Source organism: Anabaenopsis elenkinii CCIBt3563, assembly GCF_015245355.1.
Classification (GTDB): domain Bacteria; phylum Cyanobacteriota; class Cyanobacteriia; order Cyanobacteriales; family Nostocaceae; genus Anabaenopsis; species Anabaenopsis elenkinii.
Genome location: NZ_CP063311.1, coordinates 2,940,891 through 2,964,951 on the forward strand (window position 1 = coordinate 2,940,891; position 24,061 = coordinate 2,964,951).

A 24,061-nucleotide genomic window follows, 5' to 3' on the forward strand; every position below is an offset into this window, starting at 1 on the left:
AAGTTCCATGACCTATCTCATATTTTGCTTTTTCTCAGCTTTGACATCGCGGGTGCTAACCGCGGCCAATTCTGCATCTAGCAAAGTGCGCCCAGTGGCTGCAAGGTAAACATCATCTAGGCTGGGGCGAGATTGAGCAATACCAAATATCGGCAAGCCCACAGTGTTTAGGGATTGCTGTATGGTCATTAAGGCATCATTTTCCGGTGTGACTACCAAGTTGAGGGAATTACCTTGAGCGCTGTTAATTATTACTTCTTGGACAAAGGGTAAATTTTGTAACATTTGTTTGGCTTTTTCCGCTTCTTCTGCTGGGGAAAATTCCCGGATGCGCAGAGTGATGCGATCGCCCCCAACTTGATCTTTTAATTGAGAAGGTGTACCCGCCGCAATCACCGTACCACGGTCAATAATAGCCACGCGATCGGCTAAAGCGTCAATTTCTTCTAAGTAATGACTGGTAATCAATACTGTTGTTCCAGAGGCGCGTAACTGGCGTAAAAATTCCCACACCACAAACCTGCTATCTATGTCAAGCCCCACAGTCGGCTCATCCAACACCAAAACATCTGGAGCATGGAGTAAACCCGCTGCTAAGTCTAGGCGCTTGCGTAAACCGCCGGAATAGGTTCCAGTCTTTTTACCGGCGTATTCCTGTAAACCCAGTAAACTTAACACCATATCAATCCGCTGTTTAGCCACAGACCGGGGGATATGATACAGTGCTGCTTGTAGTTCCAGTAGTTCCCGTCCAGTTAGAACCTTATCTAAAGCGACTTCTTGGGCCACATAACCCAGTTTTTGGCGAGCGATTTTCGGGTTCTCCGTCACGGATATACCAGATACTTCGATTTTGCCAGCATCCGGTGTCGTCAGAGTACATAAAGCTCGCAGAGTCGTAGTTTTACCCGCACCGTTAGGACCGAGTAAACCAAAGATTTCCCCCGGTTCCACCTGAAAGGATACATCTTTGACTGCGACTACTTTACCGTAACTCTTTTGTAGTTTTTCAATTAAAACGGCAGGAGCCATGACAGCTTAAACTCTAACTATACAAATCTCAACAAATTCTATTTCTATTGTAGATGAGTAGTGAGAGGTCAGGCGAGTTGTAGATCACCTTCCCTAACTTTACCCTCTCACCTTTGCGTCCGCCTAACTTAATTTTTTAGTTTAAATCTGTCGCAAATTTCAATCACTCCCCATACTGTCCCCCAGTCACCTTACCGCGAAACACAATGTACTGGTAAAGGTTGTAAAACAACATCACCGGAATCAGAAACCCGATAAAAATAATCATAATTACCAGAGAACTCGGATCAGCCGCCGCCTGATAAATGGTAATTTGATTAGGGATAATATAAGGAAAAACAATTAATCCCAACCCCAAAAAAGTCAGCACAAATAAAAGAATAGTCCAGACAAACGGCGCTCTTTCCTCTCTCAGGTTAAGACTCTTGAGAAGTTGCCAAATTAGCAGCACTCCCAACACAGGGATCACAGCAAAGATATATACTAGTGGTTGTTGAAATAAGCGTGCTCTGGCATTTTCATAAATAATTGGTGTGCTAATGGTGATGAAAATAGCGCCTATTAAAGTCGTCCAAGCCGCAATTTTAGCAGTTTTAAAATGAGTAGCTTGTAATTCTCCTGTAGTCTTCCACACCAGATAAGTCGAACCAATTAACACATAGGCTTGAATCAAAGTTAAAGCCACCAACACAGAAGGAATGCTCAACCAGTCCCAGGTTGTACCAATAAAGTGTCCAGCTTCATCAACTTTAATTCCCTTGAGTACCGCACCTAAAGCAAAACCTTGACCGAGCGCGGCGGTAAAACTCCCCGCACCAAAGGCAAAATTCCATAAAAACTTGCGGTTGGATAACTCCCGAAATTCAAAAGCCACACCCCGAAAAATAAACCCAAACACCATAGTCAGAATGGGAATATACAAGGCGCTTAAAATTGTGCCATAAGCCAAGGGAAACGCACCAAACAGACCTCCTCCCATTAAAACTAGCCAGGTTTCGTTTGCATCCCAAATATTACTGAGACTAGTCATTAAAATTCCCCGGCGTTCCTCATCCGATGAAGTGAGAGATAATATCCCCACCCCTAAATCAAAACCATCTAGCATGACGTAGAGAAAGAGGAACAAAGCCAAAATTACAAACCATACTTGGGGGAGAAAATACTGGAGTGTCTCCATATAATTAACTCTTGAGATTGGTTGCTAAATTAGAGGTTGTGGAATTTTCTGATTATTGTTGTGCTTCAGCGGGACGTTCATCGGGTAGAAACTCCCCAGGGGTGGTTTCTACTGCGGGTTGATTGATCTCTAGCCCTGGAACTGGTAAATCTAGATTTGGACCTTGACGAATTATGCGACTACCAAAGTACAAAGCAGCAATAAATAACAGAGTGTAAACTGTGGCAAAACTGGTGAGTGAAACTAAAACATTACTAGCAGGTATATGAGAAGCAGCGTCAACCGTGCGGATTTGTCCGTAAAGTGTCCAAGGCTGTCTTCCTACACAGCGCACAATCCACCCCGACTCAACGGCGATGTATCCTAAAGGTGCTGCAAGTATCCAACCCCGCAACAACCAGGATTGCTGGGTAATGTTTTCTACTGAAAGTTTACCCCGTAACCATTGTAATGTACTGAATAACATTAAACCAGCTAAGAAAAAGCCAATGGCGATCATGGTGCGGAAGGCGTAATAAATTAACCCCACCATGTGGGGTCGATCCTCTGGTTTCCACTCTTTTAATCCCCGTACTGGTTCGGAAAGATTTCTCTTAAATTCCAGAATGTACCCCAGAGCGTTGGGAACAGTGATTTCCCAGTCGTTTTTTTGGGCTTTTTCGTTGGGTATAGCTAACAAACTCCAGTCAGCAGGTTGTCCCGCTGGAGAAGTTTCCCATTGGGCTTCCATGGCTGCGAGTTTCGTGGGTTGATAGTGATAAACTTGCTCGCCGCTGAGGTGTCCGATGTATATTTGTAATGGTGCAACCGCGATCGACGCTGCTAAGGCAATCTTAAAAGACTTAGAAAAGAAATCCGGGTGACGTTGCTTTAAAATATACCAAGCACTAATTCCCCCAATCACAAATAAAGAAGTTTCCAGTGTCGCAAAAAACATATGCAGCACACTGTTAACCATAAAGGGATTTAAAATTGCTTGAAAATAATCACTGACAATAAATTTACCATCTACCATTTCCCCACCCGCGGGGGTTTGCATCCAGGAGTTTGCTGTCAAAATCCAGAGGGTGGATAAGTTCGCACCTACAGCTACCAAAATTGTGGAAAGATAGTGAATGGCGGGATTGACACGCTCCCAGCCGAATAACATAATCCCTAAAAATGCAGCTTCTAGCATAAACGCCCAAGAAGCCTCAAAACCAATAACACTACCAAAAAAGTTACCCACAGCTTCCGAGAATGGTCCCCAATTGGTACCAAACTGAAATTCCATGGGTATACCCGTTGCTACACCAATACCAAAGTTAAGGACATAAAACTTAGACCAAAACCGAGCGTGAAGGTAATAATCAGGATTACGAGTTTTTAGCCATACTCCTTCAACGATGACCAGATAAATCCCCATCCCCGTTGTCAGGACTGGCCAGAGCATATGGAATAGTGCAGTTAATGCAAATTGCATCCGTGATAACACCACAGAATCGGATAAAAATTCCACGACTTATCTCCCTGAGTTAGCCATACCAGTTAGGATACACTTTTTGGCTAGAATGTAAATATACTCAAAAATTGAATTTGTATGCTTCTTAGTATATTCGCTAACAACTAAAATTTTAACTATAAAGTATTGAGCCTGCATAGGCAGGCTTTTTGATCTAACCTCAGAGAATATCTGACGCCATCACCGAATATCTTAATTTACCAAATCCGGGAAAACTTCTTGCACTGCTGGATGTACTAAGCGGTGATTTTGCACATTCAGGCCTTTAGCTAAGGCTGGGTTAACTTCTAGGGCTTTAATACCTAAATTTGCTAATTGCACAACATAAGGTAATGTACTGTTATTAAGTGCTTGGGTAGCCGTCCAAGGTACTGCACCTGGCATATTGGGAACGCCATAATGTACGACACCTTCTTCTATGTATACAGGATTGGTGTGTGAGGTTACGTGTAAAGTTTCTACACAACCCCCTTGGTCAACCGCAACATCTACAATTACCGAACCGGGACGCATTTGTTGGACAAATTCACGGGATACTAGTATGGGCGCTCTCCGTCCGGGGACTAAAACAGCACCAATGAGTAAATCAGCTTCTTTGATGGCAGTTTGGATATGGGCTGAATTGCTATATAGTAGTTCAACTCTAGAACCAAATGAGGTTTCTAAGTAAGATAAACGCTCGACATTTACATCTAAGATTTGGACAGCAGCACCCATACCCACAGCAATTTTAGCCGCTTCTGTACCCACAACGCCGCCGCCTAAAATTACTACTTTTCCTGGTTTAACCCCAGGGACACCCCCTAAGAGAACTCCTCTACCACCTTGTTGGCGTTCTAGAAATCTGGCTCCGAATTGTACTGCTAGGCGACCCGCAATAATGCTCATGGGACTGAGCAAAGGTAGTTTATTTGCACCGGTTTGTTCTACGGTTTCGTAAGCGATCGCACAAGTGCCACAATCAATTAAATGCTCAGTTAAACTGCGATCGGCTGCTAAATGCAGATAAGTAAATAATATCTGTCCTTTTTGTAAATACTTGTACTCTTTTGTTAAAGGTTCTTTGACCTTGATAACTAACTCCCGATTCCAAGCTGCTTCTTGCGTATAAACAATCTCAGCGCCAGCCTCTTGATAATCCTCATCTGTAAATCCCGCACCACTACCTGCTTGACTCTGAACAAAAATGGCATGACCATTTTCCCGCAGTACCCGCACACTAGAGGGACTTAACCCTACTCGAAACTCTTGATCCTTCAACTCGCGAGGAACGCCGATTTCCATGTTCCGCCTCTAATGATTTTTTTTGTTCAACTTTAGCCTGCGTTGGCTTCCACTTCCGTATTAGGGATAGCTAATTACTAAGCTAGGTGATCAAACTCCTGCCCTTGACTATTGCCCCAATATTTCTACAATATATAAAAAATAATTACAAATTGTTAAAATAGGATTGTACGGTTTCCTATTTGGAAGCTGTAGCAGATTCGGGGATTTATGCACCACCATCACTACCACCAGTTACCAATCATCTGGGGGTCAGGTTCTCCAAGTTTTCAATTCAGTTTGGTGATCAATGCCATCTGAAAGTTTGATAATCCTTTACTGTTCACTGTTTTAACTTCCACCACAAAGAGGTTTTGAAAAAATGTCACAATTACAACCAACAATTACCCCCAAATTAGAAGAGCCTAAGTTTGGCTTTAATGAATATGCTGAACGCTTAAACGGGCGAGCTGCAATGATTGGCTTTTTATTGATAGTGGTGATTGAGTACTTCACTAACCAAGGTGTGCTATCATGGCTAGGCCTGAAGTAGTAAGACATTGCGGAATTCAGATTTCTCGTGATGTGAATGGCGCACGCAATATTCTATTGTGTGCTTTGCAAGCAACTGCCTTCACCGTGACCCATGATTCTATCGTGCTTTCTGACTCGTCAGAATTGACGGATGCCGTAGTTACTTAAGTTTAATCGCTTTGATTAGCTTAAAAGCTGCACTACAAAATATAAAACTTTCAGTTGTAAGCTAGTAATTAGAACTGTTTTAACCAGCTAGTTGTTTTAGCTGGTTTTGACCTTATATCTACCTAATAGCGGACTTTCTTACACAACTTGCCATATATAACGAAAAAAATCTAGTCATCTAGATGCATATCCTGACAATGGCAGTTAATGTGTAAGTTATTCTTGATCAAGTTAAACCTCAGGTAATCTGGACAAACCAAGCTGTGATGAATGCTGTATTACCTCGTTTTTTGAAATCAGCCTACAGAAAAGATCCCATCATCAGTGTATTGATGACCGTAGGGGTGGTAGATGCCCTGATTGGTGGACTAGATGATAGTTGGTCATTATTTGCTTTCGGTCTGGGAACTGCCGGGATCAGTCTAGCTTTTAAGTTATGGCGTATCCAGCAACGGGAACCCCTATCAGATGCAGTGGAAGTGCAACATTATTTACCTCCCCAATCATCTAGTGCTAATCTGCCAGTTCTGACTGTTCCTCAGAAAAAACCACGCCGATAATTAACGGCTAGTTGTTCTGAAGTAGCCGCTGTAGCTGTTGTTGCAAAGCCGGGTCTTGCTGAACGGCGACAAATATCTCATTAAAGCGGTTTAGCTCTAGACCCCCAGCCCGCACAGCTTCCTCCTGTTGCAACACCGTTTGCTGTTGGATTGACTCAATCTGGGCGGCTATTTGGTTAAAAGACTGTTGCTCCTCTTGAGTGGGTGGTGAAGACGGTTGACTATCCGGTGTTTGTTGTGCTTGGGAAAGCTCTTGAAACCTCTCTACGCTTATATCTGATTGCTGAATAATTTCTAGACTCCTCTGTTGACCTGTTTCGGCAATTTCCTGCAACCGGGGGAGAATACCGGCAAATTGTTGGAGTTCTTCTTGACTGACATTAGTTTGTGCTTGAGCCTGTGAGGATTGTTCCGCGATTGCTGGAGAAACGGGAGTTTGTGCAACAACAGAAAAATTCCCCCCAAGTAAAAAAACCAAAACTGAGCTACCTTTAAAGATTTGCCTTAACATACTGACTGACTCCGAAAAAATTACTAACCTTGCACAAATCAAACAAGTTTGATTTTTATCAGCAGGTTTATTGAGCAATTCGTGTGATAGCAAATACAAGGTATGACTGATATCTAGACAGATGGATCTAGATGATCAATATCAGTTATCGTTTAGCTTAATACATCTTTACCAATTTCTTCAAGATGACACACAAAGGTCTTTCGGACACTTGACCACCAGCCAAACTTAACAAAAAAAAACCCCTATCTTGGGGCTGATTTAGTTATTTTCCTGGACTAAATAACTAGTATTCACAGTAAATACAGTAAACCAAACAGAATAATCCAAATCACATCAACAAAGTGCCAATAGATTTCTGCGGCTTCCATACCAAAGTGCTGTTCGTTACTGTAGTGACCAGGAACGCGCGATCGCCACAGAACAGCAACAATTGCCAAAACTCCAATAGTAACGTGCAAACCGTGGAAGCCAGTTAAAACATAAAATGCACTAGCAAACAAATTTGTGGTCAAACCAAATTCCAGATGGGCATATTCATAAACCTGACCCATCAAGAAAATACCACCCATGACCGCCGTAATTGTCAACCAAATACGCATCCCCTTAACATCATTCTTTTTGATAGCAGTGTCAGCATTGTGCATCACAAAACTACTAGCAATTAGATTGACAGTATTAACCCCAGGTAGCAATAGTTCTAATTCCGGTGTTCCTTCTGGAGGCCATGTTGGTAAAGTAGCACGGAAAGCCAAATAAGCTCCGAACATCCCCATAAAAATCATTCCTTCAGCCACCAGAAACATCACTAGCCCAAATAGGCGCAGGTCTGGATGTTCTTCATGAGCACTATGGGCTGTTCCAGAATGATCATTCAGTTGAGTTTTTCCTGGGTCAATTGTTTGACTTTGCATGAATCTTTCAAAATGTAAATGAACAGGGAATGGGGAATAGGGAATTACACCCCTAATCCCCACTCTTAAGCGCCGGACTCAATGGTGGGATATGGTTCATCAGGTTCGAGGCTTAACACCGCCTGAATATCCACTTCTTTCTTACCTACGCCATAATCGTAAGGCCCTGTAGTTAAGACCGGGAGCTGCTCAAAATTCTCAATTTCTGGAGGTGAGCTAGTAGTCCACTCTAAAGTTAGTCCCCGCCAAGGATTATTACCAGCTTTTTCTCCATACCACCAACTCCAAACAGCATTGATGATAAAGGGTAATGTTGAAATCGCCAGAATATAAGACCCGTAGGTGCAGATTTCATTCAATGATGTGAATTTGGGGTCATATTGGGCAATACGGCGGTTCATCCCCATCAGTCCCAGTTTGTGCATGGGTAAGAAGGTCATATTCAGACCCACAATAGTTAAAACAGCATGAACTTTACCCCAAAATTCGTTCATCATCCGTCCCGTCATTTTTGGGAACCAGTGATAAATAGCGGCAAAAATTCCTAAAACACTACCACCAAAAAGAACGTAGTGTAAGTGTGCCACTACAAAATAAGTATCATGAACGTGAATATCAAAGGGGACTGCGGCTAACATCACACCACTAACCCCCCCAATCACGAAGGTTCCTAAAAAGCCCATAGCAAAAATCATCGGACTATTGAGGCTAATTTTCCCACCCCAAATAGTTGCTAACCAACCAAAGATTTTAATCCCAGTGGGTACAGCAATGATCATGGTGGTGATCATAAAAAACATTCTTAACCAACCGGGGACACCACTTGTAAACATATGATGCGCCCAGACGATTAGCCCTAAGAAACTGATAGCCAGAGAAGAATAGGCGATCGCCTTATAGCCAAAAATAGGTTTGCGAGCATGAACCGGCAAAATTTCCGAAATTGCCCCAAAGAAAGGCAAAATCATGATATAAACCGCCGGGTGAGAATAAAACCAGAACATATGCTGGTAAACCACCGGGTCTCCCCCGCCAGTGGGGTTAAAAAATGCTGTTCCTGCTAATAAGTCAAAACCCAGGAGAATCAGCGCCCCCGCCAGTACTGGTGTAGATAGCAACACTAAAGCTGAAGTTGCCAACATTGACCAACAAAATAAAGGCATTTGATGAACGCCCATACTGGGAACACGCATCTTCAGAATGGTAACAATAAAGTTAATGGCTCCCAAAATCGAGGATGTACCCAATAGCAGCACACTCATAATCCAGATCGCCTCACCCACTTGACCTGTTACCAAGCTCAAAGGAGGGTAGGAAGTCCATCCAGCATCAGCCGCATCACCCAGGGCTAAACTGGCGATCAGCAACACACCCGCCGGGGGAATCATCCAAAAAGCTACAGCATTCAAGCGCGGAAATGCCATATCTCTAGCCCCAATCATCAGGGGAATCAGATAGTTAGCAAATCCCGCACCTGCTGGCACAATCCACAAAAAAATCATGATTGTGGCGTGCAGTGTAAATAAACTGTTGTAAATTTCCGGGCTGACAAAATCTACTTCTGGGGTACGTAGTTCTGTCCGCACCAAGTCAGCCATTACCCCGCCAATACAGTAGAAAACAAAGGAAGTAACTAGGTATTGAATCCCAATCACCTTATGGTCGGTACTGAAACCAAAAAAGTCTAGCCAATGTCTTTCTTGTGGTTCTTCTATATGAGGCGGAATATTGGCAGTTTTTTCTAACTGAGTTTGTGTCATAAGTTAATTAGTCATTACTCATGAGGAAAATGATCTTCTTCCCGTTCCTAACTTGTTTTTACGGATTGAATGACCTTGAATTTCTGTGCTGAGTCAGGGATGAAATGCTGACCCAGCTAGGGATACTGTTTACTCAACACTCTGGTGGTGCATATGATGTAGCATTTCTGGCTCTATACCCATATCCCTAGTGTAAGGACTGAGAAATTCATCTGGGGACAAATCCGCAGGATTAACAGCAACCGCCTGCTTTAGGGTTTCGCTGCTAGCAACCAATTGTTCTTGCATCCAAGCGTCATAGGCTTCTTGGGTTTCTACTACTACTTGGGTTTTCATAGCTCCGTGGTAAGGGCCACAAAGTTCGGCACAAATCAAGTCATAAGTACCAGCTAATCTGGGCGTGAACCGAATTTCGCTTTGTCTACCGGGGATAGCATCTTGTTTGAGGCGGAACTCTGGAACCCAGAAGGCATGGATGACATCATTAGCTGTCATGTTGATTTCCACCTCCCGACCAACTGGGATGTGTAGCTCACCTGTAGTCACTCCTGTATCAGGATAGGTGAAAATCCAAGCATATTGTAACCCAGTAACATTAACCCGTAATTCTGCTGGTAGAGCGGCTTTTTCCGGACTTCCCCCAATGGTGGGAGCCACACTACCTACACCAGGCGCATTCCGCTTTTGGGGAATTTGGTCAGCATTGCGGACTGCTGCTGTGGCTGGGTCTTCCATTGCCTCATCAGACTTTTCTTGATTTCTATTCTCTCCTATGCTAGGGGGTGTATCACTTAAAGTTGCCGCAATGGCAGCCCCCGGCATTGTCATAGACTCCTGAATCATCGGCGCTTCATGGACAGAATGGGGATCAAAGCCGCCAATGTCGTTATATACCTCAAAACTATAAACAGAAATACCCAGAACGATAATGGCTGGTATCGCCGTCCAGAGGATTTCTAAAGGCACATTCCCCTCAATTGGTGGCCCATCTTCGAGATCATCAGCCCGTCGCCGGTATTTAATTACCGAGTAGATCAAAATACCTTCCACAAGTAAGAATATACCTGTGGAAACAATCATCATCGTGTTAAACAGACCATCCACTAAAACGGCTTCGTCTGTGGCAGCTGTTGGCAACAGACCGTGATTTTGACCGTACCAAAGGCTCGATAGCGTTAGTAGGATGCCAATTAGTAGTGTCCAGATGGAACTTGGAATCTTCACGGTTTACTTAAATGAATTTACTACTTTATCTCTATGCTACCCACTTACTAAGGTAGTTCAGGGAATTAAATCTGGAGTCTTATGGTTTTAAGATTTTATTAATTTTTCCCGCTAATTTACTAGTTTTCAGCATCAGATATGTATTTTATACATTTATGGCTAGAGCTAGATTAGTGTAAATGCTAGGTAAAATTCCCTAAATATTTCAGATTGGTAAAATTAATCAATAATTATTAATCGTTAACAAATTAAAAAATACCTAAAGCTCGGCTAAAACTAGCTAGAGTGATCCACAGTATAAGTGCAAGCCAATCTTTTCTACCAGGCTGCATAGGTTAGGGTGTAGATAGATTGGTACTCAAACTGGAAAACTTTAACAGAAGCTCAACCAAGAGCAGGCGGAAGGTACTGTTCATGAATCAAGTCCTAGAACAACAAAATGAAGCGGCAACCGCGCAGCAAAAGCCCCAAGAAATAATTCGTCGCTTGGTGTGGAAAATTTGCATAGCCACCTTGATTTTGATGGCCATAGGCAGTGCCACCCGTGTGATGAATGCTGGACTTGCTTGTCCAGACTGGCCATTGTGCTATGGGGAATTGGTGCCAACTAGACAAATGAATCTTCAAGTTTTCTTGGAGTGGTTTCACAGATTAGATGCGGGGTTAATTGGTTTAAGCGCCATAGCCCTGGCTGGGTTGTCCTGGTGGTATCGTCGTTGCTTACCCACTTGGCTGCCCTGGGCATCCACATTTGCCCTGTTTTTAATCGTCTTCCAAGGTATTTTGGGAGGACTTACCGTCACCCAACTGTTGCGGTTTGATATTGTTACCGCCCACCTGGGAACGGCGCTGTTATTTTTCACTACCCTACTAATTATTGGCATAGCCCTCACTCCCTATCAAGGAACTGGAACTGTTGGCAACTTACCTTGGTTTGGTCTAAGTGCGGTTATTTTTGTGTATCTACAAAGTATACTAGGCGCTTTAGTAGGCTCTCGCTGGGCATTACACCAATGCTTTGGTGATTCTCAGCTTTGTAATGTGATGTATAGCCATATCTTTGGCTTGGTACCGCCGACTGTAGCTACTTTGGCAGTGGTATTCATATCCTGGCGCACTCCAGCGCTCCATCCAGCTTTACGGCGACTGGCAACTATGGCGGGTGGGTTGTTAATGTTACAAATCTTCTTAGGAGTTGCTACTTTCCGATTACATCTCCAAGTCGAGCTTTTGACAGTTTCTCACCAGACTGTCGGGGCTGCTTTGCTGGGTACTTTAGTCGCTTTTACAGTTCTAGCACTCCGTGACTGGGCTATGAGCCGTGAAATCAATGCTTACCCTGTTGTTTCAACAGCTACTGTTCCCAGTACACCAGTAAATGGAACCAATGCATAAGTTAATTTGGGTTGGTTTCCCCATTGTTATGTAGCTTCTTACCACCGGAGGAAATCAAGTTGCCATCACATCTGGCAACAACCCCCTGGTATTAAAAGTGGTGGCACCATAAAAACCGAAACTGCTTGCACCCCAAAGAAAAGTCTCAACTTTCACCAGCTAGTCTGAAACCCGGGTATATGGGGGCGCGGGGAAAGTTCAGGGAGTCTTGTCACAATCTTCCCGATCTTCTCCATCCTCCTCATCTTCCCCGTCTTCCCTGAGTCTGAGTCACTATTTTTAATGTCAACTCAGTATGAGCAGGGCTGCATAAAAGTTGTTGAAAAATAAGGAACAAGAACTAACATGATTGAGACTAATGTCTCTCGCCAAAACCAAACATTTCTCCAAGTCATCCAAAGCTACTACCAACTCACAAAGCCGCGGATTATTCCGTTGCTGTTGATTACCACGGCTGGAAGTATGTGGATTGCTGCTCAGGGACAGGTAGACCCATTGTTGCTGTTGGTAACTCTTACTGGTGGTACTTTGGCGGCTGCTAGCGCCCAGACTATTAACTGTATCTATGACCGGGATATTGACTATGATATGGAACGGACACGTCATCGTCCGATCCCTTCTGGTAAGGTGCAGCCTCGTGATGCCCTAATTTTTGCCATCGCTCTGGCGGTGATGTCTTTCACTCTGCTAGCAGTATTCGCCAATTTACTCGCTGCTTGTCTTGCATTCTCCGGCATCGTCTTTTATGTTTTGATCTACACCCACTGGTTAAAACGCCACAGCACTCAAAATATTGTCATTGGTGGCGCTGCTGGAGCAATTCCCGCTTTAGTCGGTTGGGCGGCTGTAACAGGGACTTTAAGCTGGGCAGCATGGTTGCTTTTTGCCATAGTTTTCTTATGGACTCCTCCCCATTTCTGGGCCCTAGCCCTGATGATTCGGGATGATTACGCAAAAGTTGGTATTCCAATGTTACCTGTAGTTCAGGGTGATCTAGCAACGGTCAGGCAGATTTGGTACTATACACTGGTCACAGTTGGTACCACTATCTTACTTTTTTATCCTTTGCACGCCAGTGGATTTGTTTACGCCACCATCGCCCTCAGTCTGGGAGGATTATTTGTTCACAAATCTTGGCGTTTGTTACAAAGTCCAGAGGATCGCACTGTGGCTAGAGAGTTGTTTCTCTATTCCATCTCTTACATGATGCTATTATGTTTGGGTATGGTGATCGATAGTCTGCCAATTACCCATCATCTGATAAGTATGGTAATCAGCCAGTTGCATTTGATCAGTTAAAGAATGGGATGGGATTCCCAAAAATCTGAGGGTGGGTTAGCCATTAGTAACCCCCCATCATTGATTCTGCTTATGTGAATCTGAGCTTGTATGCCTGACTCAATCTCAACCCGGCTTTTAACTTAGATGTGTCGCGCTCCTGTATGCTATTGATATCAAGAATTATTCGACTACCAGAAAACGCGCACAGTGCCCCTGGTTTCTAACTATGGGGGTGTAGTGCGCTAGCGACTTTAGTCGCATTAGAACGATTGACTGGCTTTAGCCACAGTGATATAATGGTCAAAGCGAGTAAAACAACCATTTACCCGCAGACTTGCAGCCGTGGGGCACACGGTCAAGATGCTTGCAGTTAGCGGAGCGGCGCGTTAGCGCGGGTAAATTCATTGGAATCCCCGTGAAGCAAGAATCCCCCGGCTTCTAGCCGTGGGGAGTGTCAAAAATAAACACAGACAATTAGTATCTCAGCAGAATAGGAAACGCTATATCCTCATAAGAACCACAGAATTAACCCGGTTCCCAACACACAAATAATCCCTGCTCCCCCAGCTAGGGGTTTTTTGTTTTTACCAGTCCACCATTCTGAGGCTTTACCAGTATAGCTAATTAGTTGTGCTGTATCTATGGTCGCGATCGCCCATACTAATGCTGTATGTAATCCCCAAGCTATACCCAAACTGCCGCTATCAGCAATCCTGGCTAATACCAACATCATTCCCATCAGCCATAATCCAGGGAGTTGGGGTGTGGTTTCCTGTTGTTCCCATACTAAGTGCACAAGGGCAAAAATTAAGCTGGAAATTGTTGCTGCTACCCACACTGGGTAATCATGCAGCAATTCAGTGAACAGGAAACCACGAAAAACTAACTCTTCTATACCCCCAACTAACAAGGCTATCAATAAAATTGATGGTATGAACTTAATACTTGATTTTTCTAAATGGCACCACCCAAGCCAGAATTGCCAGGTAAACATCATTGCTAGGCTCAATACTCCCAAAGCAAAACCTAGCGACCAGGAACCCAACAGGGAAACACTTACCACCAAGCCATAATCTGAAAAAGATTTATGGGATAGCCAAATAACTACCCAGAGAACCAGGGGGGCTAATAAGTAAAGTGGCACTAATAAAGGTATTTTTTGTTCTGGTTGTAAAGCTTTAGCTGGTTGCCAATTCATTGTGATTGCGATGACTGCTGCTATTGGCAACCAGCATCCTATCCAGCTGATAAAAAATATCATCACCACAACTAGCGTTGAGGTATCTTGTATAAATGCTGCTACGGTATTGAATATTTTTATCAAAGTAGACATAAAAAAACACGATAGACTTCTTGCTTGTTAATCAAGACTCTACTAGAGTTTGTCACTTCTGCAAGGGGTCTAATCGTATTGTTTGCATCTTAGAAAATTCCAGCGCCGTGATGGTAGGAATCAGTTATCAAGCCTTGACTGTTAACTTATTCATACCATTGGCAAACTTACTCTTCTAAATCCTCATCGGATTCTTCTGAGTCTATATCTCCTGAAGTCACCTTTTTATCGCTTTCTCCGAGTTGAATTAAGTGAATATGTTTATATCCCAGTCTGATTTCAAACTCATCACCCGGCTTTAAGTTCATTGCCTTAGTGTAGGTAGCACCAATCACAATTTGACCGTTTTGATGAACGCTAACACGATATGTCGGTTCACGACCACGACCATCTTTAGGAGCTTCGGGACTCAGGGGAATTCCTCTAGCCGATAGCAAAGCATCATAAAAATCTGTAAGATTGACGCGAACTTGATTATTCTTAGTAATGGTGTAATATCCGCACTGCTTGGCTCTTTCTCGGCGTGGTAAATTAGACAGTTCTTTTACCTTAGCAAGCAATGCTTTTCCAGTTAATGGTGCGGTTGCAGTTTCAGTCATTACGCTCAAATTTTCCTTACTCTCTCCAAACTGATAAACAAAGTTGTTTCATGCCAGTATTTGACTACTCATGACTCTGGTGTGAGGGATAAATTCCTGTTTATAGGTTGAGCTACAAGCGCCTATATCATGTTCATCCACAACAGACTAGGGGTCATGGTGGCCACAAACATTAACTTCAGGGATTTTACGGCAATTTTTACCAGAAATCACCATGGCAAATCAATTGATTTTCTCTGTTGGCGCTACTGTAGCAGTGTCACTTTCAGCCCCCTGCACAAGTTATTTGAGTGTGACTACAAATAAGTCCTAGACCCAATAAACTGCTGGATTTCAACTTTCAGTGCTGTCCTTTATTACCTTTGAGTTGTGAGGTTTTCCCTACTCCGACTCTCCAGCCTAGGACAGCATAGTATGTGAATAGCCTGTTACGGACATACACCTTTGTTATGCCTGTAGAGACCTGAATTTTTTGTCTCTACATTACGAATTTACAAATCAGCATTAGCCGTGCTTATGCAGCTATTGGTACTGGATTTGTTGCCTCGTAATTTTATATTAAATACTAGCATGAACTAATAATAGCAAAATAATTGTTTAGTTTTTAATTGAACTGCCACCAAAAACTTCAATCTAAATATCTAACCTTGGGAAGGCAAAAAGTGGGTTTCATCCGAACTTTTGCCCTAGTGAATATTGCAGCGTGAGTTTTATAAAAATTAATCTAAATTTAGATGAGGAGTTTTGATAAGTGAGTAAAATGCCAAATTTCCTTGATTTTGTACAGACATCAACTAAGTGAGGACTCTTCTGCTGCTTTATTCTCGCCAGACAAAAAGCTAATATGGATTACCTACGTCTGTCTAGGGGAAGAATAAATTTTACTATATCTTGTAAATACTTGCTTCTTAGCGGATGTTACTCTACAGGTTTAGCGCTCACATATACACAAAAAAACCATGGTTTCGCAACTAGATTAGGGATTTTATGCGCCAATAGCAGCCATTGCTCTTCACATCAAGAGAGATTGAGAAACATTACTGGATTTAGTTGAGATATATTCACGTGTGCAGAATATAAACCTAGCTTTTTCTCCTGAAAAACCTACTTGTGTTACTGCGAAACAATGAAGTCCAATGCTCCCCCCACCATAATTACCTGATTTGCCTTTGATTTGAGAGGTTGACAAGAATCTCACTTATAGCATCTCTACAAATTAAATTTGAATGGTTATCCTTAAACTAGAATCAGTTGCTCTTTGAGCAGTAGCCTATTAACACCCGGCTGGCCATTAAGAGCAACAAGAGTATAGCTCAAGAGTGACCACCAGCCTTGAATCACGATTTCCCAGGCTGGCAATATAATTTGAAGATTGTGGTTGGTGATAATGGAAGTTCTATTTAAAATCATTCGACAGCAACAAAATTTCTCCCCTGTTGTACAAACTTACCTTTTAGAGGTAGATTCTGGCAATACAATCTTGGATTGCCTCAATCGCATTAAGTGGGAACAAGATGGAACACTCGCTTTTCGCAAAAATTGCCGCAATACGATTTGCGGTAGTTGTGCTATGCGAATTAATGGGCGTTCCGCCTTAGCTTGTAAGGAAAGTGTTGGTAGTGAACTAGCTAGATTACCGCAAATCCCCCCAGGGGAAAATAACCCCAACACCATTGGGGAAATTACAGTAGCTCCTTTAGGTAATATGCCCGTGATTAAAGATTTGGTTGTGGACATGAGTAGTTTCTGGAGTCATCTAGATGCAGTGGCTCCTTATGTAAGTACGGCGGCGCGACAAGTTCCGGAAAGGGAATTTTTACAAACACCACTGGAGCGATCGCGTCTTGATCAGACTGGTAATTGTATCATGTGTGGTGCTTGCTACTCTGAATGTAATGCCCGTGAAGTCAATCCAGATTTTGTTGGTCCCCATGCTTTGGCCAAGGCCTATCGTATGGTAGCTGACTCTCGTGATGCTGAAACCGAAAATCGCTTAGAAAGTTACAACCAAGGAACTAAAGGAGTTTGGGGTTGTACCCGTTGTTTCTACTGTGACTCAGTTTGTCCCATGGAGGTAGCACCATTAGAGCAAATCACAAAAATTAAACAGGAGATTTTGCAACGTAAACAGGCCCAAGACAGTCGCTCAATTCGCCACCGCAAAGTATTAGTAGATTTGGTGAAACAAGGTGGTTGGATCGACGAACGTCAATTTGGTATCCAAGTGGTTGGTAACTACTTTCAGGACCTGAAAGGATTACTCAGTCTTGCACCTCTTGGTTTACGAATGTTCCTTAGGGGTAAATTCCCACTTTCCTTTGAACCTTCCCAAGGTACTCAACAAGTGCGATCGCTGATTGAATCTGTGCAAAAGAACAGCACTGATTAATAAATTCCCCAGTACCTATTTTTAGCGTGGCTCTTGAGGTATATTTAACTTTTGTCCTGATTGTTCATAAACTAAAATATCCCATTGACCATTGTTATTGTACTCAAACGCAATCCTCCGACCATCAGCGCTAATCGTAGGGTTGCGGACTTCTGCTGGTAAGTTATTAGTTAAATTTCTAGATTGTCTAGTTTCTCGGTCATAGAGAAAAATAGTAGATCTTCCCTGACGACTAGCAGCAAAAACAATGTAGCGACCATTCTCAGCCACACTCGGATGAGATGCGATAGTATCGAAGGCATTCAAACCCGGTAAATCTACCAGGGTACGAGTTAGTGTATCGAACATATAAACATCTTGGCTGCCCCGGCGATCGCTCGTAAAAACAATATATCTCCCAGAAATTTGGGGATCTAGTTCCGAAGACGGACTGTTAAGACTCCGACCACCAGGATCAAAGGGATAATTGACTAAGCGAGGATAGCCCACACAGCCAACCAATAAGCCCAAGCTAGCAATAAATATGGGTATAAAAATAGTTTGATTATTCATGTGGTCATTAGTCAATGCTCATTAGACGAACAACTTAATAACTAACACCATTATTTAGTAAGAGTGGGGTGAATTTCCGGAAATCTATATCCTGGGGGTGGCGTAGGGAGAGAATTAATTAACCACAGATGATTATCTCAAACTAGCACCATTGGGAATATCTAATTCAATATTTGGTCCGCGGTCTAAAAGTTCAATATCCCATTGACCACGGCTAGCGGTTTCAAACACAATATAACGTCCATCTGCGCTAATTCCTGGATTTCTCAACCAGCCCCTATAACTGGGAGTAATAACTTGTGAATTTTGCGTAGCCCGATCATAAAGTGCCACAACAGGTCTACCTTGATCACTTGTGAGATAAGCAATGTAACGTCCGGTATAACTCAAGCTTGGACTTTCAGTAATCGTCCGTGGTCGATTTAAACCTGGCGTGCTCACTAACCGTTGTTCTTGCAAGTCATAGACCAACAGTTGGTGACTACCATTACGATTAGATATAAATGCTAAAAAGCGACCATTTCCACTCAATGCAGGTTGCTCTTCAGTGTAGCGACTGTTGAGGGAAGTAGTCCCTAATGGTATTTCGTTGGCACTGCAAGATAACAATAAACTAGCAAAGCTAAAAACCAGGCTCCAACGAATTGGTCCTTGGAGCCAAAATCTAGGCCTAAGTATTTTCACCTCAATTGTTTTCCATAACCTCCAGACCTAATGCACACCCCATCGTATTAGATAACACCCTAATCCACATCAGTCAAATCATCTGGTTCCTGATTGGGGTTTTCTATCGGTTTATATGGGACGTATTCAGTTGGTATTGCATCATCATCAAGGGGTCTGAGTGAACTGGAGTCTGGAGAAGGCGGGCGCTTTCTTGGTCGCGAGGGGGTATCCTGGTCACGAGTTTCCCGACGTGGTGGTCTATTAGTGCTACGACTGGGAGATTTTGTCACTTCACCACCGGAACTATCCCAATCATCAACTTCTCTAGTAGCACCCCAATTTTCTGCTTCAAAACTCCCACGACTGCGACTTACCGGGCGGACAGAACTAGAACGACGCTTTGTGTCTGAGATTTCTGGTCTTTCCCTAGTACTCCGGCGTTCTGGGCGGCGGGGTGGTTGATCCTCATAGTATTGATCACGAGGGGAACGAGTATCCCTACTACCGCGAATACGAGGGCGCACAGGTGGTTCTTCTTCATCATAGGGAAGTGGTTCCAAATCTTCTTCTACCTCAGCCTCATATCCTCTGCGGTCGTAGGAATAGCTTCTGCTGACTTCTCGTTCCTCATCCACAATGGGAGTATTGCGCTTGGCTTGTTGAGTAGCTATACCTCGCAAACGAATACTTTCAACCGCAAAAAACACAGTTGAGCCGACTAACAGCAGCTGATTAAATTGTAGAATTGGATCTAATCGCCACCCTTGGAAAATAAGAATAAAGCCGCAGAGTAAGCCCACTGCTGCAAAGAAAATATCTTGATCTCGTGACAGTTCTGGGCGCACTGTGCGTAGAAAATACAGTGCTGCCCCAGACACAGCCAGGAAAATTCCTAGAATACTGGCTGAGTTCGTCCCAAAATTGACCTGAGCCAGAACGCTGGCTGAATTCAGCCCAAAATTTACCATTGTTCTTTTCCAAATATCAAATCTATGTTAGCGAGTCACAATTAAAATCACTACTCTAATCAGGCAGAATATCGACAATATATTGAAGCTTCAAAGCCTCCAGTAAAGAAGCTCTGAAGCCGTTTAGCGCCAGCTAGTCAAAGTATAGCTTGTCCTCACTGGGAGGACTATTTGCTGTTGGTACAATTGGTTAAGCTGGTTCATGTTTAACTTACATATTTCAGGTGTGCAAGATACCTACCTGAGAAAATATGCAAATTAGATGAGTGTGAGCCCAGATAGCTGACAGACAATCAGTCACAGATGAAAGTCAAAGCCACCCTCCCAAGAATTATGAACGCTGGATTTTATCTTTTTGGCTAATGAAAATCAGCCCAACTGTAGCAGGGAGTACTACAATCACACCACCCCAAAACAGACTCCAAAGAAAATTTGCTAATGAAGGTGTCATAGTTCTAAACCTTTTTTTTACACACTTGATCATAATTCTAATATGGTGTCTCACCAAAAAAGTGGAACATCGTCAATGCTGAGGGAAAAAAAGTATCCTTCCTGGAATTAGGTAAAATTGAAGCAAAAGCATTGAAACATTGCTGCCTTGCTGGCTTTCACCTAAATTCTTTCTTAGTTCACAGATAGTACCTCAAACCAATGACTGGTCTTAACCTAACTGTTTGGATTCTCAGTCCTTTATTGGGACTGATGACATTTTTGTTTATTTTCCGGATAATTCTCACTTGGTATCCACAAGCAGACCTGAATCGTTTGCCCTTTAACCTGATAGCTTGGCCTACTGAACCCTTTTTAGTGCCATTGCGAAAGCTAGTGCAGCCCATAGGAGGGGTAGATATTACCCCTATTCTTTGGGTAGGAATTCTCAGCCTGATCAGGGAAATTCTGCTGGGTCAGCAAGGATTGCTCACCATGATGACTCGCCTAAATTAGGGAATTAGGAAGGGAGTGGGAGGGGGTCAAAGATGTTAGTACCAGACCAACTGCTTTACCCCTACCCAACTTCTTTTATTTCCCCCAGACCTAAAGATTCATCTCCTGGACAAAATTGGTGTAGACATTACCTTGCAAGAATCGGGGGTTTTCCATAATCTTTTGATGAAATCCAATAGTAGTGGGAAGTCCGGTAATGGCACATTCTCGCAATGCGCGTTTCATGCGGTTAATTGCAGTGGCTCGGTCTGGCCCCCAAACAATTAATTTACCAATGAGAGAATCATAATATGGGGGGATTTGGTAGTCTGTGTAAACATGGGAATCAATACGGACACCAGGTCCACCAGGAGGAAGATAGCCGCTAATACGTCCAGGTGCGGGGCGAAAATCATGGTCAGGGTCTTCGGCGTTAATGCGGCATTCAATAGCATGACCTCTTAAGATTACTTGGTCTTGGGTAATCCTTAGTCGTTCCCCTTGGGCAATGCGGATTTGTTCAGCAACTAAGTCTATTCCTGTGACCATTTCTGTTACAGGATGCTCAACTTGAATCCGCGTATTCATTTCCATAAAGTAGAACTTACCAGATCTATCTAGAAGAAATTCCACTGTACCAGCCCCAGTAAAGTTGATAAACTGGGCTGCTCTAACGGCAGCTTGTCCCATTTTTTCTCGTAGTTCTGGGTCAAGTGCCGGACTGGGAGCTTCTTCTAGTAACTTCTGATTGCGGCGCTGAATTGAGCAGTCCCGTTCGCCCAGATGTATAACGTTACCGTAATTATCTGCCAAAATTTGGAATTCAATGTGCCGCGGACGTTCAATAAATTTTTCTATATAAACGCCAGAATTACCAAAGGCCGCTCCTGCTTCCCCTTGGGCGGCTAAGAAAAGTTTGACAAATTCACTTTCAGAACGGACTAAACGCATTCCTCTACCGCCCCCACCAGCAGTAGCTTTAATCATTACCGGATAATCCATATTCTTGGCAATTAGCAATCCTTCTTGTTCGGATTCTACTAAGCCATCACTACCTGGTACAGTTGGAACCAAAGCTTTTTGCATGGTTTCTTTAGCTGTGGATTTATCCCCCATCAGCCGTATGGCTTCGGGAGTAGGACCAATAAAGGCAATATGATGGTCAGCACAGATTTCTGCAAATCTGGCATTTTCTGCTAAAAATCCATAACCAGGATGAATGGCACTGGCATGACGTGTTAGGGCTGCAGAAATAATGTTGGGAATATTCAAATAACTTTTACCGCTAGCAGGTTCGCCAATGCAAACCGCTTCGTCGGCAAGTTGAACGTGGAGAGCATTCTGGTCAACTGTGGAGTGAACCGCAACCGTGGCGATTCCCATTTCTTCACAGGCGCGGAGAATGCGAAGGGCAATTTCCCCCCGATTGGCAATTAATATTTTGTCAAACTTCATAGAAATACATGGTATGCGGGAAACTCAGTCACCAAGGGTACTGAGAGGGAAGCGACGCCAGCGGTTTGAACCGCAGTGATCATTAATCCTGTTGAGCGTCAAATCAACCGGACTTTAGATTTACTAAACTGTCCTAACTGTTTCCAATCCTGATCAGATGCAGAAACTTGTTTTTCAGTGTCCCCATTCATCCAACCAGCTTCGATGTTAGTACCAGTAGATAGTTATTGTCTCCTATCCGATTTGCCACAATACTGTTGCTGGATCTCAAATGATGACAGGACTGATTCTAGGAACTTTTGACGATCCTTTGGGTCTTGAGATAGACAAAAATAGCCAGTGTTTTGCTACTATCTTAAATATTGATGGCTTTTCCTTCTATTTTCATAGTTCGGTAAGGAGTATGATTATGAAAGCTTGGGTTACTACTACTTGCATCTGCCAGTCTTGATTCTCCTAGGCTTTTGTCAGCCCAGTTGGCATCTTATCTTACTCATCAATCCACTAGATTTGTTGGTCATCTATCCTCCTTCCCGGATTTTGTGTTTACTTCCACTTAATTTTTGGGCTGCTTTTACTAAATTTAACTATTTTCTCACTATCTTTATTTTTTTTGTGCTATACTTTATTTCTGGACAACCAGCGCGGATGTGGCGGAATTGGTATACGCGCACGCTTGAGGTGCGTGTGGCTTTGCCTTGCGAGTTCGAGTCTCGCCATCCGCATTTTTTATTTATTTCCTCAAAAATCATGTCTGTAATTTCCAACTTGGTGTTGGAAGCATAATTTTTGTGCTTTTATAGAATTAAGTGAACTTTTGTAAAGAACATTGACTGCAATTTTTAGAGGGAAGAACAATTCAACAGCGCCGACAGCATGGCATCGCCTCACCCCCATTTGGCAAGGTGGGGAGGAGGTGATCCACAAAGGTTTGCCACACTCACAGTTAGCACCAGCCTGGCAATTGTTGCTGTTAGGTGACGGTTCGCCAACAAGACATTTACAATTACTGACGGGAGAACCTACGGAAGTAGATGTTATAGATATGTCTTTGATTGGCATGAACTCAGATGAAGCCCCCGAATTAATTCAGGCTGTGCCAGGACCACGACTGCGGCGACAGGTATGGTTACGTACTGCATCAGGTCAACGATTGGGTTATGCTACCTCATGGTGGGAAGCTAGTCATGTAGATGAATTTTTACAAAATCGTTCACTACCAATTTGGGCAAGTTTAGCAAGTATCCGTACAGAATTATACCGCGATATTCAGGGTATTTACTATGGTGAATCAGCAGATATAGAGTCAGGTTTTGAGATATCTGGTCCTTTTTGGGGTCGTCATTACTTGTTTTGGCATCACGGAAGACCATTAACTTTAATATATGAGGTTTTTTCGCCTTGTTTAACCAAGTATTTGGGTAGCCCAAGACTGATTTACCCAAATGGAGAAGAGGCAGAAAGTTAGTATGATTTCTTGACACTCCCCACGGCTAGAAGCCGGGGGATTCTTGCTTCACGGGGATTCCAATGAATTTACCCGCGCTAACGCGCAGCTTCGCTAACTGCAAGCATCTTGACCGTGTGCCCCACGGCTGCAAGTCTGCGGCTAAATGGTTGTTTTACTCGCTTTGACCATTATATCACTGTGGCTAAAGCCAGTCAATCGTTCTAATGCGACTAAAGTCGCTAGCGCACTACACCCCCATAGTTAGAAACCAGGGGCACTGTGCGCGTTTTCAGGTAGAATATCAATTATATTTATGTGACCACAGTGCAGCTTTTTCAAGTTAGCTATACTTTCAAAGTGCTAGGAGGATGACTGATTTACCTTCTGGGAACCATCCCAAAAAAC

22 protein-coding genes and 1 tRNA gene are annotated in these 24,061 nt (G+C 43.2%); 8 read left to right on the forward strand and 15 right to left on the reverse strand.

Annotated features, from left to right (window positions below):
* Positions 1-12 precede the first annotated feature (12 nt).
* From IM676_RS13010 to ald, 4 genes are all read right to left on the reverse strand, one after another.
* On the reverse strand, positions 13-1,032 hold the full coding sequence (locus IM676_RS13010) for an ABC transporter ATP-binding protein (RefSeq protein ID WP_200987293.1): 1,020 nt from the start codon (positions 1,030-1,032) through the stop codon (positions 13-15).
* Between the two features lie 163 nt (positions 1,033-1,195).
* Complete coding sequence (cydB, locus tag IM676_RS13015; protein WP_200987294.1) at positions 1,196-2,209, reverse strand: cytochrome d ubiquinol oxidase subunit II; 1,014 nt, start codon at positions 2,207-2,209, stop codon at positions 1,196-1,198.
* Positions 2,210-2,261: 52 nt separating this feature from the next.
* Positions 2,262-3,707, reverse strand: coding sequence for a cytochrome ubiquinol oxidase subunit I (locus IM676_RS13020; RefSeq protein WP_200987295.1), 1,446 nt, complete (start codon positions 3,705-3,707; stop codon positions 2,262-2,264).
* A gap of 195 nt (positions 3,708-3,902) precedes the next feature.
* Positions 3,903-4,994 carry an alanine dehydrogenase gene (gene ald / locus IM676_RS13025; protein ID WP_200987296.1) on the reverse strand — a complete coding sequence of 364 codons (1,092 nt, stop codon included), beginning with the start codon at positions 4,992-4,994 and terminating at the stop codon, positions 3,903-3,905.
* 361 nt (positions 4,995-5,355) lie between these two features.
* Between ald and IM676_RS13030 the strand changes: the two genes are divergently transcribed.
* Both IM676_RS13030 and IM676_RS13035 read left to right on the forward strand, forming a co-directional pair.
* Complete coding sequence (locus IM676_RS13030) at positions 5,356-5,526, forward strand: chlorophyll a/b-binding protein (RefSeq protein WP_200987297.1); 171 nt, start codon at positions 5,356-5,358, stop codon at positions 5,524-5,526.
* Between the two features lie 415 nt (positions 5,527-5,941).
* Entirely contained in the window at positions 5,942-6,235 is a 294-nt protein-coding gene (locus IM676_RS13035; protein WP_200987298.1) for a hypothetical protein, read from the forward strand.
* A 7-nt stretch (positions 6,236-6,242) separates the two neighbouring features.
* On the opposite strand, the gene IM676_RS13040 is transcribed toward IM676_RS13035, so the two are convergent.
* From IM676_RS13040 to IM676_RS13055, 4 genes are all read right to left on the reverse strand, one after another.
* On the reverse strand, positions 6,243-6,746 hold the full coding sequence (locus tag IM676_RS13040) for a DUF4168 domain-containing protein (protein ID WP_200987299.1): 504 nt from the start codon (positions 6,744-6,746) through the stop codon (positions 6,243-6,245).
* A 293-nt stretch (positions 6,747-7,039) separates the two neighbouring features.
* On the reverse strand, positions 7,040-7,660 hold the full coding sequence (locus IM676_RS13045) for a cytochrome c oxidase subunit 3 (RefSeq protein ID WP_200987300.1): 621 nt from the start codon (positions 7,658-7,660) through the stop codon (positions 7,040-7,042).
* 65 nt (positions 7,661-7,725) lie between these two features.
* On the reverse strand, positions 7,726-9,420 hold the full coding sequence (gene ctaD, locus IM676_RS13050; RefSeq protein WP_200987301.1) for a cytochrome c oxidase subunit I: 1,695 nt from the start codon (positions 9,418-9,420) through the stop codon (positions 7,726-7,728).
* Between the two features lie 129 nt (positions 9,421-9,549).
* The gene (locus tag IM676_RS13055) at positions 9,550-10,644 is read right to left on the reverse strand and encodes a cytochrome c oxidase subunit II (protein WP_200987302.1); all 1,095 of its coding nucleotides are present in this window, start codon (positions 10,642-10,644) and stop codon (positions 9,550-9,552) included.
* Positions 10,645-11,058: 414 nt separating this feature from the next.
* Between IM676_RS13055 and IM676_RS13060 the strand changes: the two genes are divergently transcribed.
* The gene (locus IM676_RS13060) at positions 11,059-12,039 is read left to right on the forward strand and encodes a COX15/CtaA family protein (protein ID WP_200987303.1); all 981 of its coding nucleotides are present in this window, start codon (positions 11,059-11,061) and stop codon (positions 12,037-12,039) included.
* A gap of 345 nt (positions 12,040-12,384) precedes the next feature.
* Positions 12,385-13,338, forward strand: a complete 954-nt coding sequence (locus IM676_RS13065; protein ID WP_200987304.1) for a heme o synthase — start codon at positions 12,385-12,387, stop codon at positions 13,336-13,338.
* A 490-nt stretch (positions 13,339-13,828) separates the two neighbouring features.
* Here the strand turns inward: IM676_RS13065 and IM676_RS13070 are convergent, their stop codons facing one another.
* Complete coding sequence (locus IM676_RS13070) at positions 13,829-14,653, reverse strand: CPBP family intramembrane glutamic endopeptidase (RefSeq protein ID WP_318780251.1); 825 nt, start codon at positions 14,651-14,653, stop codon at positions 13,829-13,831.
* Between the two features lie 167 nt (positions 14,654-14,820).
* Positions 14,821-15,252, reverse strand: a complete 432-nt coding sequence (locus IM676_RS13075; protein ID WP_200987305.1) for an AbrB family transcriptional regulator — start codon at positions 15,250-15,252, stop codon at positions 14,821-14,823.
* A 1,387-nt stretch (positions 15,253-16,639) separates the two neighbouring features.
* On the opposite strand from IM676_RS13075, the gene IM676_RS13080 reads away from it, so the two are divergent.
* Positions 16,640-17,641 carry a succinate dehydrogenase/fumarate reductase iron-sulfur subunit gene (locus IM676_RS13080; RefSeq protein ID WP_200987306.1) on the forward strand — a complete coding sequence of 334 codons (1,002 nt, stop codon included), beginning with the start codon at positions 16,640-16,642 and terminating at the stop codon, positions 17,639-17,641.
* A gap of 21 nt (positions 17,642-17,662) precedes the next feature.
* Here the strand turns inward: IM676_RS13080 and IM676_RS13085 are convergent, their stop codons facing one another.
* The 4 genes from IM676_RS13085 to psbX form a co-directional block, all read right to left on the reverse strand.
* On the reverse strand, positions 17,663-18,193 hold the full coding sequence (locus tag IM676_RS13085; protein ID WP_200987307.1) for a TolB family protein: 531 nt from the start codon (positions 18,191-18,193) through the stop codon (positions 17,663-17,665).
* Positions 18,194-18,325: 132 nt separating this feature from the next.
* Complete coding sequence (locus tag IM676_RS13090; RefSeq protein ID WP_200987308.1) at positions 18,326-18,877, reverse strand: TolB family protein; 552 nt, start codon at positions 18,875-18,877, stop codon at positions 18,326-18,328.
* A 59-nt stretch (positions 18,878-18,936) separates the two neighbouring features.
* Entirely contained in the window at positions 18,937-19,827 is an 891-nt protein-coding gene (locus tag IM676_RS13095; protein WP_200987309.1) for a Ycf66 family protein, read from the reverse strand.
* A 331-nt stretch (positions 19,828-20,158) separates the two neighbouring features.
* On the reverse strand, positions 20,159-20,278 hold the full coding sequence (psbX, locus tag IM676_RS13100; RefSeq protein WP_200987310.1) for a photosystem II reaction center X protein: 120 nt from the start codon (positions 20,276-20,278) through the stop codon (positions 20,159-20,161).
* Between the two features lie 200 nt (positions 20,279-20,478).
* Here psbX and IM676_RS13105 point away from each other — a divergent pair, with 200 nt between their 5' ends.
* Entirely contained in the window at positions 20,479-20,772 is a 294-nt protein-coding gene (locus tag IM676_RS13105; RefSeq protein ID WP_200987311.1) for a YggT family protein, read from the forward strand.
* A 90-nt stretch (positions 20,773-20,862) separates the two neighbouring features.
* Here the strand turns inward: IM676_RS13105 and accC are convergent, their stop codons facing one another.
* Positions 20,863-22,206, reverse strand: a complete 1,344-nt coding sequence (accC, locus tag IM676_RS13110) for an acetyl-CoA carboxylase biotin carboxylase subunit (RefSeq protein ID WP_200987312.1) — start codon at positions 22,204-22,206, stop codon at positions 20,863-20,865.
* Between the two features lie 644 nt (positions 22,207-22,850).
* Here accC and IM676_RS13115 point away from each other — a divergent pair.
* Positions 22,851-22,931: transfer RNA gene (locus IM676_RS13115), tRNA-Leu, on the forward strand.
* A 104-nt stretch (positions 22,932-23,035) separates the two neighbouring features.
* Positions 23,036-23,674, forward strand: a complete 639-nt coding sequence (locus tag IM676_RS13120; protein WP_200987313.1) for a chorismate lyase — start codon at positions 23,036-23,038, stop codon at positions 23,672-23,674.
* Positions 23,675-24,061: the final 387 nt, after the last annotated feature.

Coding starts and splice junctions, on each gene's coding strand:
- IM676_RS13010 (WP_200987293.1), bottom strand. CDS start 1,032: ATGGCTCCTGCCGTTTTAATTGAAAAACTACAAAAGAGTTACGGTAAA.
- cydB (WP_200987294.1), bottom strand. CDS start 2,209: ATGGAGACACTCCAGTATTTTCTCCCCCAAGTATGGTTTGTAATTTTG.
- ald (WP_200987296.1), bottom strand. CDS start 4,994: ATGGAAATCGGCGTTCCTCGCGAGTTGAAGGATCAAGAGTTTCGAGTA.
- IM676_RS13030 (WP_200987297.1), top strand. CDS start 5,356: ATGTCACAATTACAACCAACAATTACCCCCAAATTAGAAGAGCCTAAG.
- IM676_RS13035 (WP_200987298.1), top strand. CDS start 5,942: ATGAATGCTGTATTACCTCGTTTTTTGAAATCAGCCTACAGAAAAGAT.
- IM676_RS13040 (WP_200987299.1), bottom strand. CDS start 6,746: ATGTTAAGGCAAATCTTTAAAGGTAGCTCAGTTTTGGTTTTTTTACTT.
- IM676_RS13045 (WP_200987300.1), bottom strand. CDS start 7,660: ATGCAAAGTCAAACAATTGACCCAGGAAAAACTCAACTGAATGATCAT.
- ctaD (WP_200987301.1), bottom strand. CDS start 9,420: ATGACACAAACTCAGTTAGAAAAAACTGCCAATATTCCGCCTCATATA.
- IM676_RS13060 (WP_200987303.1), top strand. CDS start 11,059: ATGAATCAAGTCCTAGAACAACAAAATGAAGCGGCAACCGCGCAGCAA.
- IM676_RS13065 (WP_200987304.1), top strand. CDS start 12,385: ATGATTGAGACTAATGTCTCTCGCCAAAACCAAACATTTCTCCAAGTC.
- IM676_RS13070 (WP_318780251.1), bottom strand. CDS start 14,653: ATGTCTACTTTGATAAAAATATTCAATACCGTAGCAGCATTTATACAA.
- IM676_RS13075 (WP_200987305.1), bottom strand. CDS start 15,252: ATGACTGAAACTGCAACCGCACCATTAACTGGAAAAGCATTGCTTGCT.
- IM676_RS13080 (WP_200987306.1), top strand. CDS start 16,640: ATGGAAGTTCTATTTAAAATCATTCGACAGCAACAAAATTTCTCCCCT.
- IM676_RS13085 (WP_200987307.1), bottom strand. CDS start 18,193: ATGAATAATCAAACTATTTTTATACCCATATTTATTGCTAGCTTGGGC.
- IM676_RS13095 (WP_200987309.1), bottom strand. CDS start 19,827: ATGGTAAATTTTGGGCTGAATTCAGCCAGCGTTCTGGCTCAGGTCAAT.
- psbX (WP_200987310.1), bottom strand. CDS start 20,278: ATGACACCTTCATTAGCAAATTTTCTTTGGAGTCTGTTTTGGGGTGGT.
- IM676_RS13105 (WP_200987311.1), top strand. CDS start 20,479: ATGACTGGTCTTAACCTAACTGTTTGGATTCTCAGTCCTTTATTGGGA.
- accC (WP_200987312.1), bottom strand. CDS start 22,206: ATGAAGTTTGACAAAATATTAATTGCCAATCGGGGGGAAATTGCCCTT.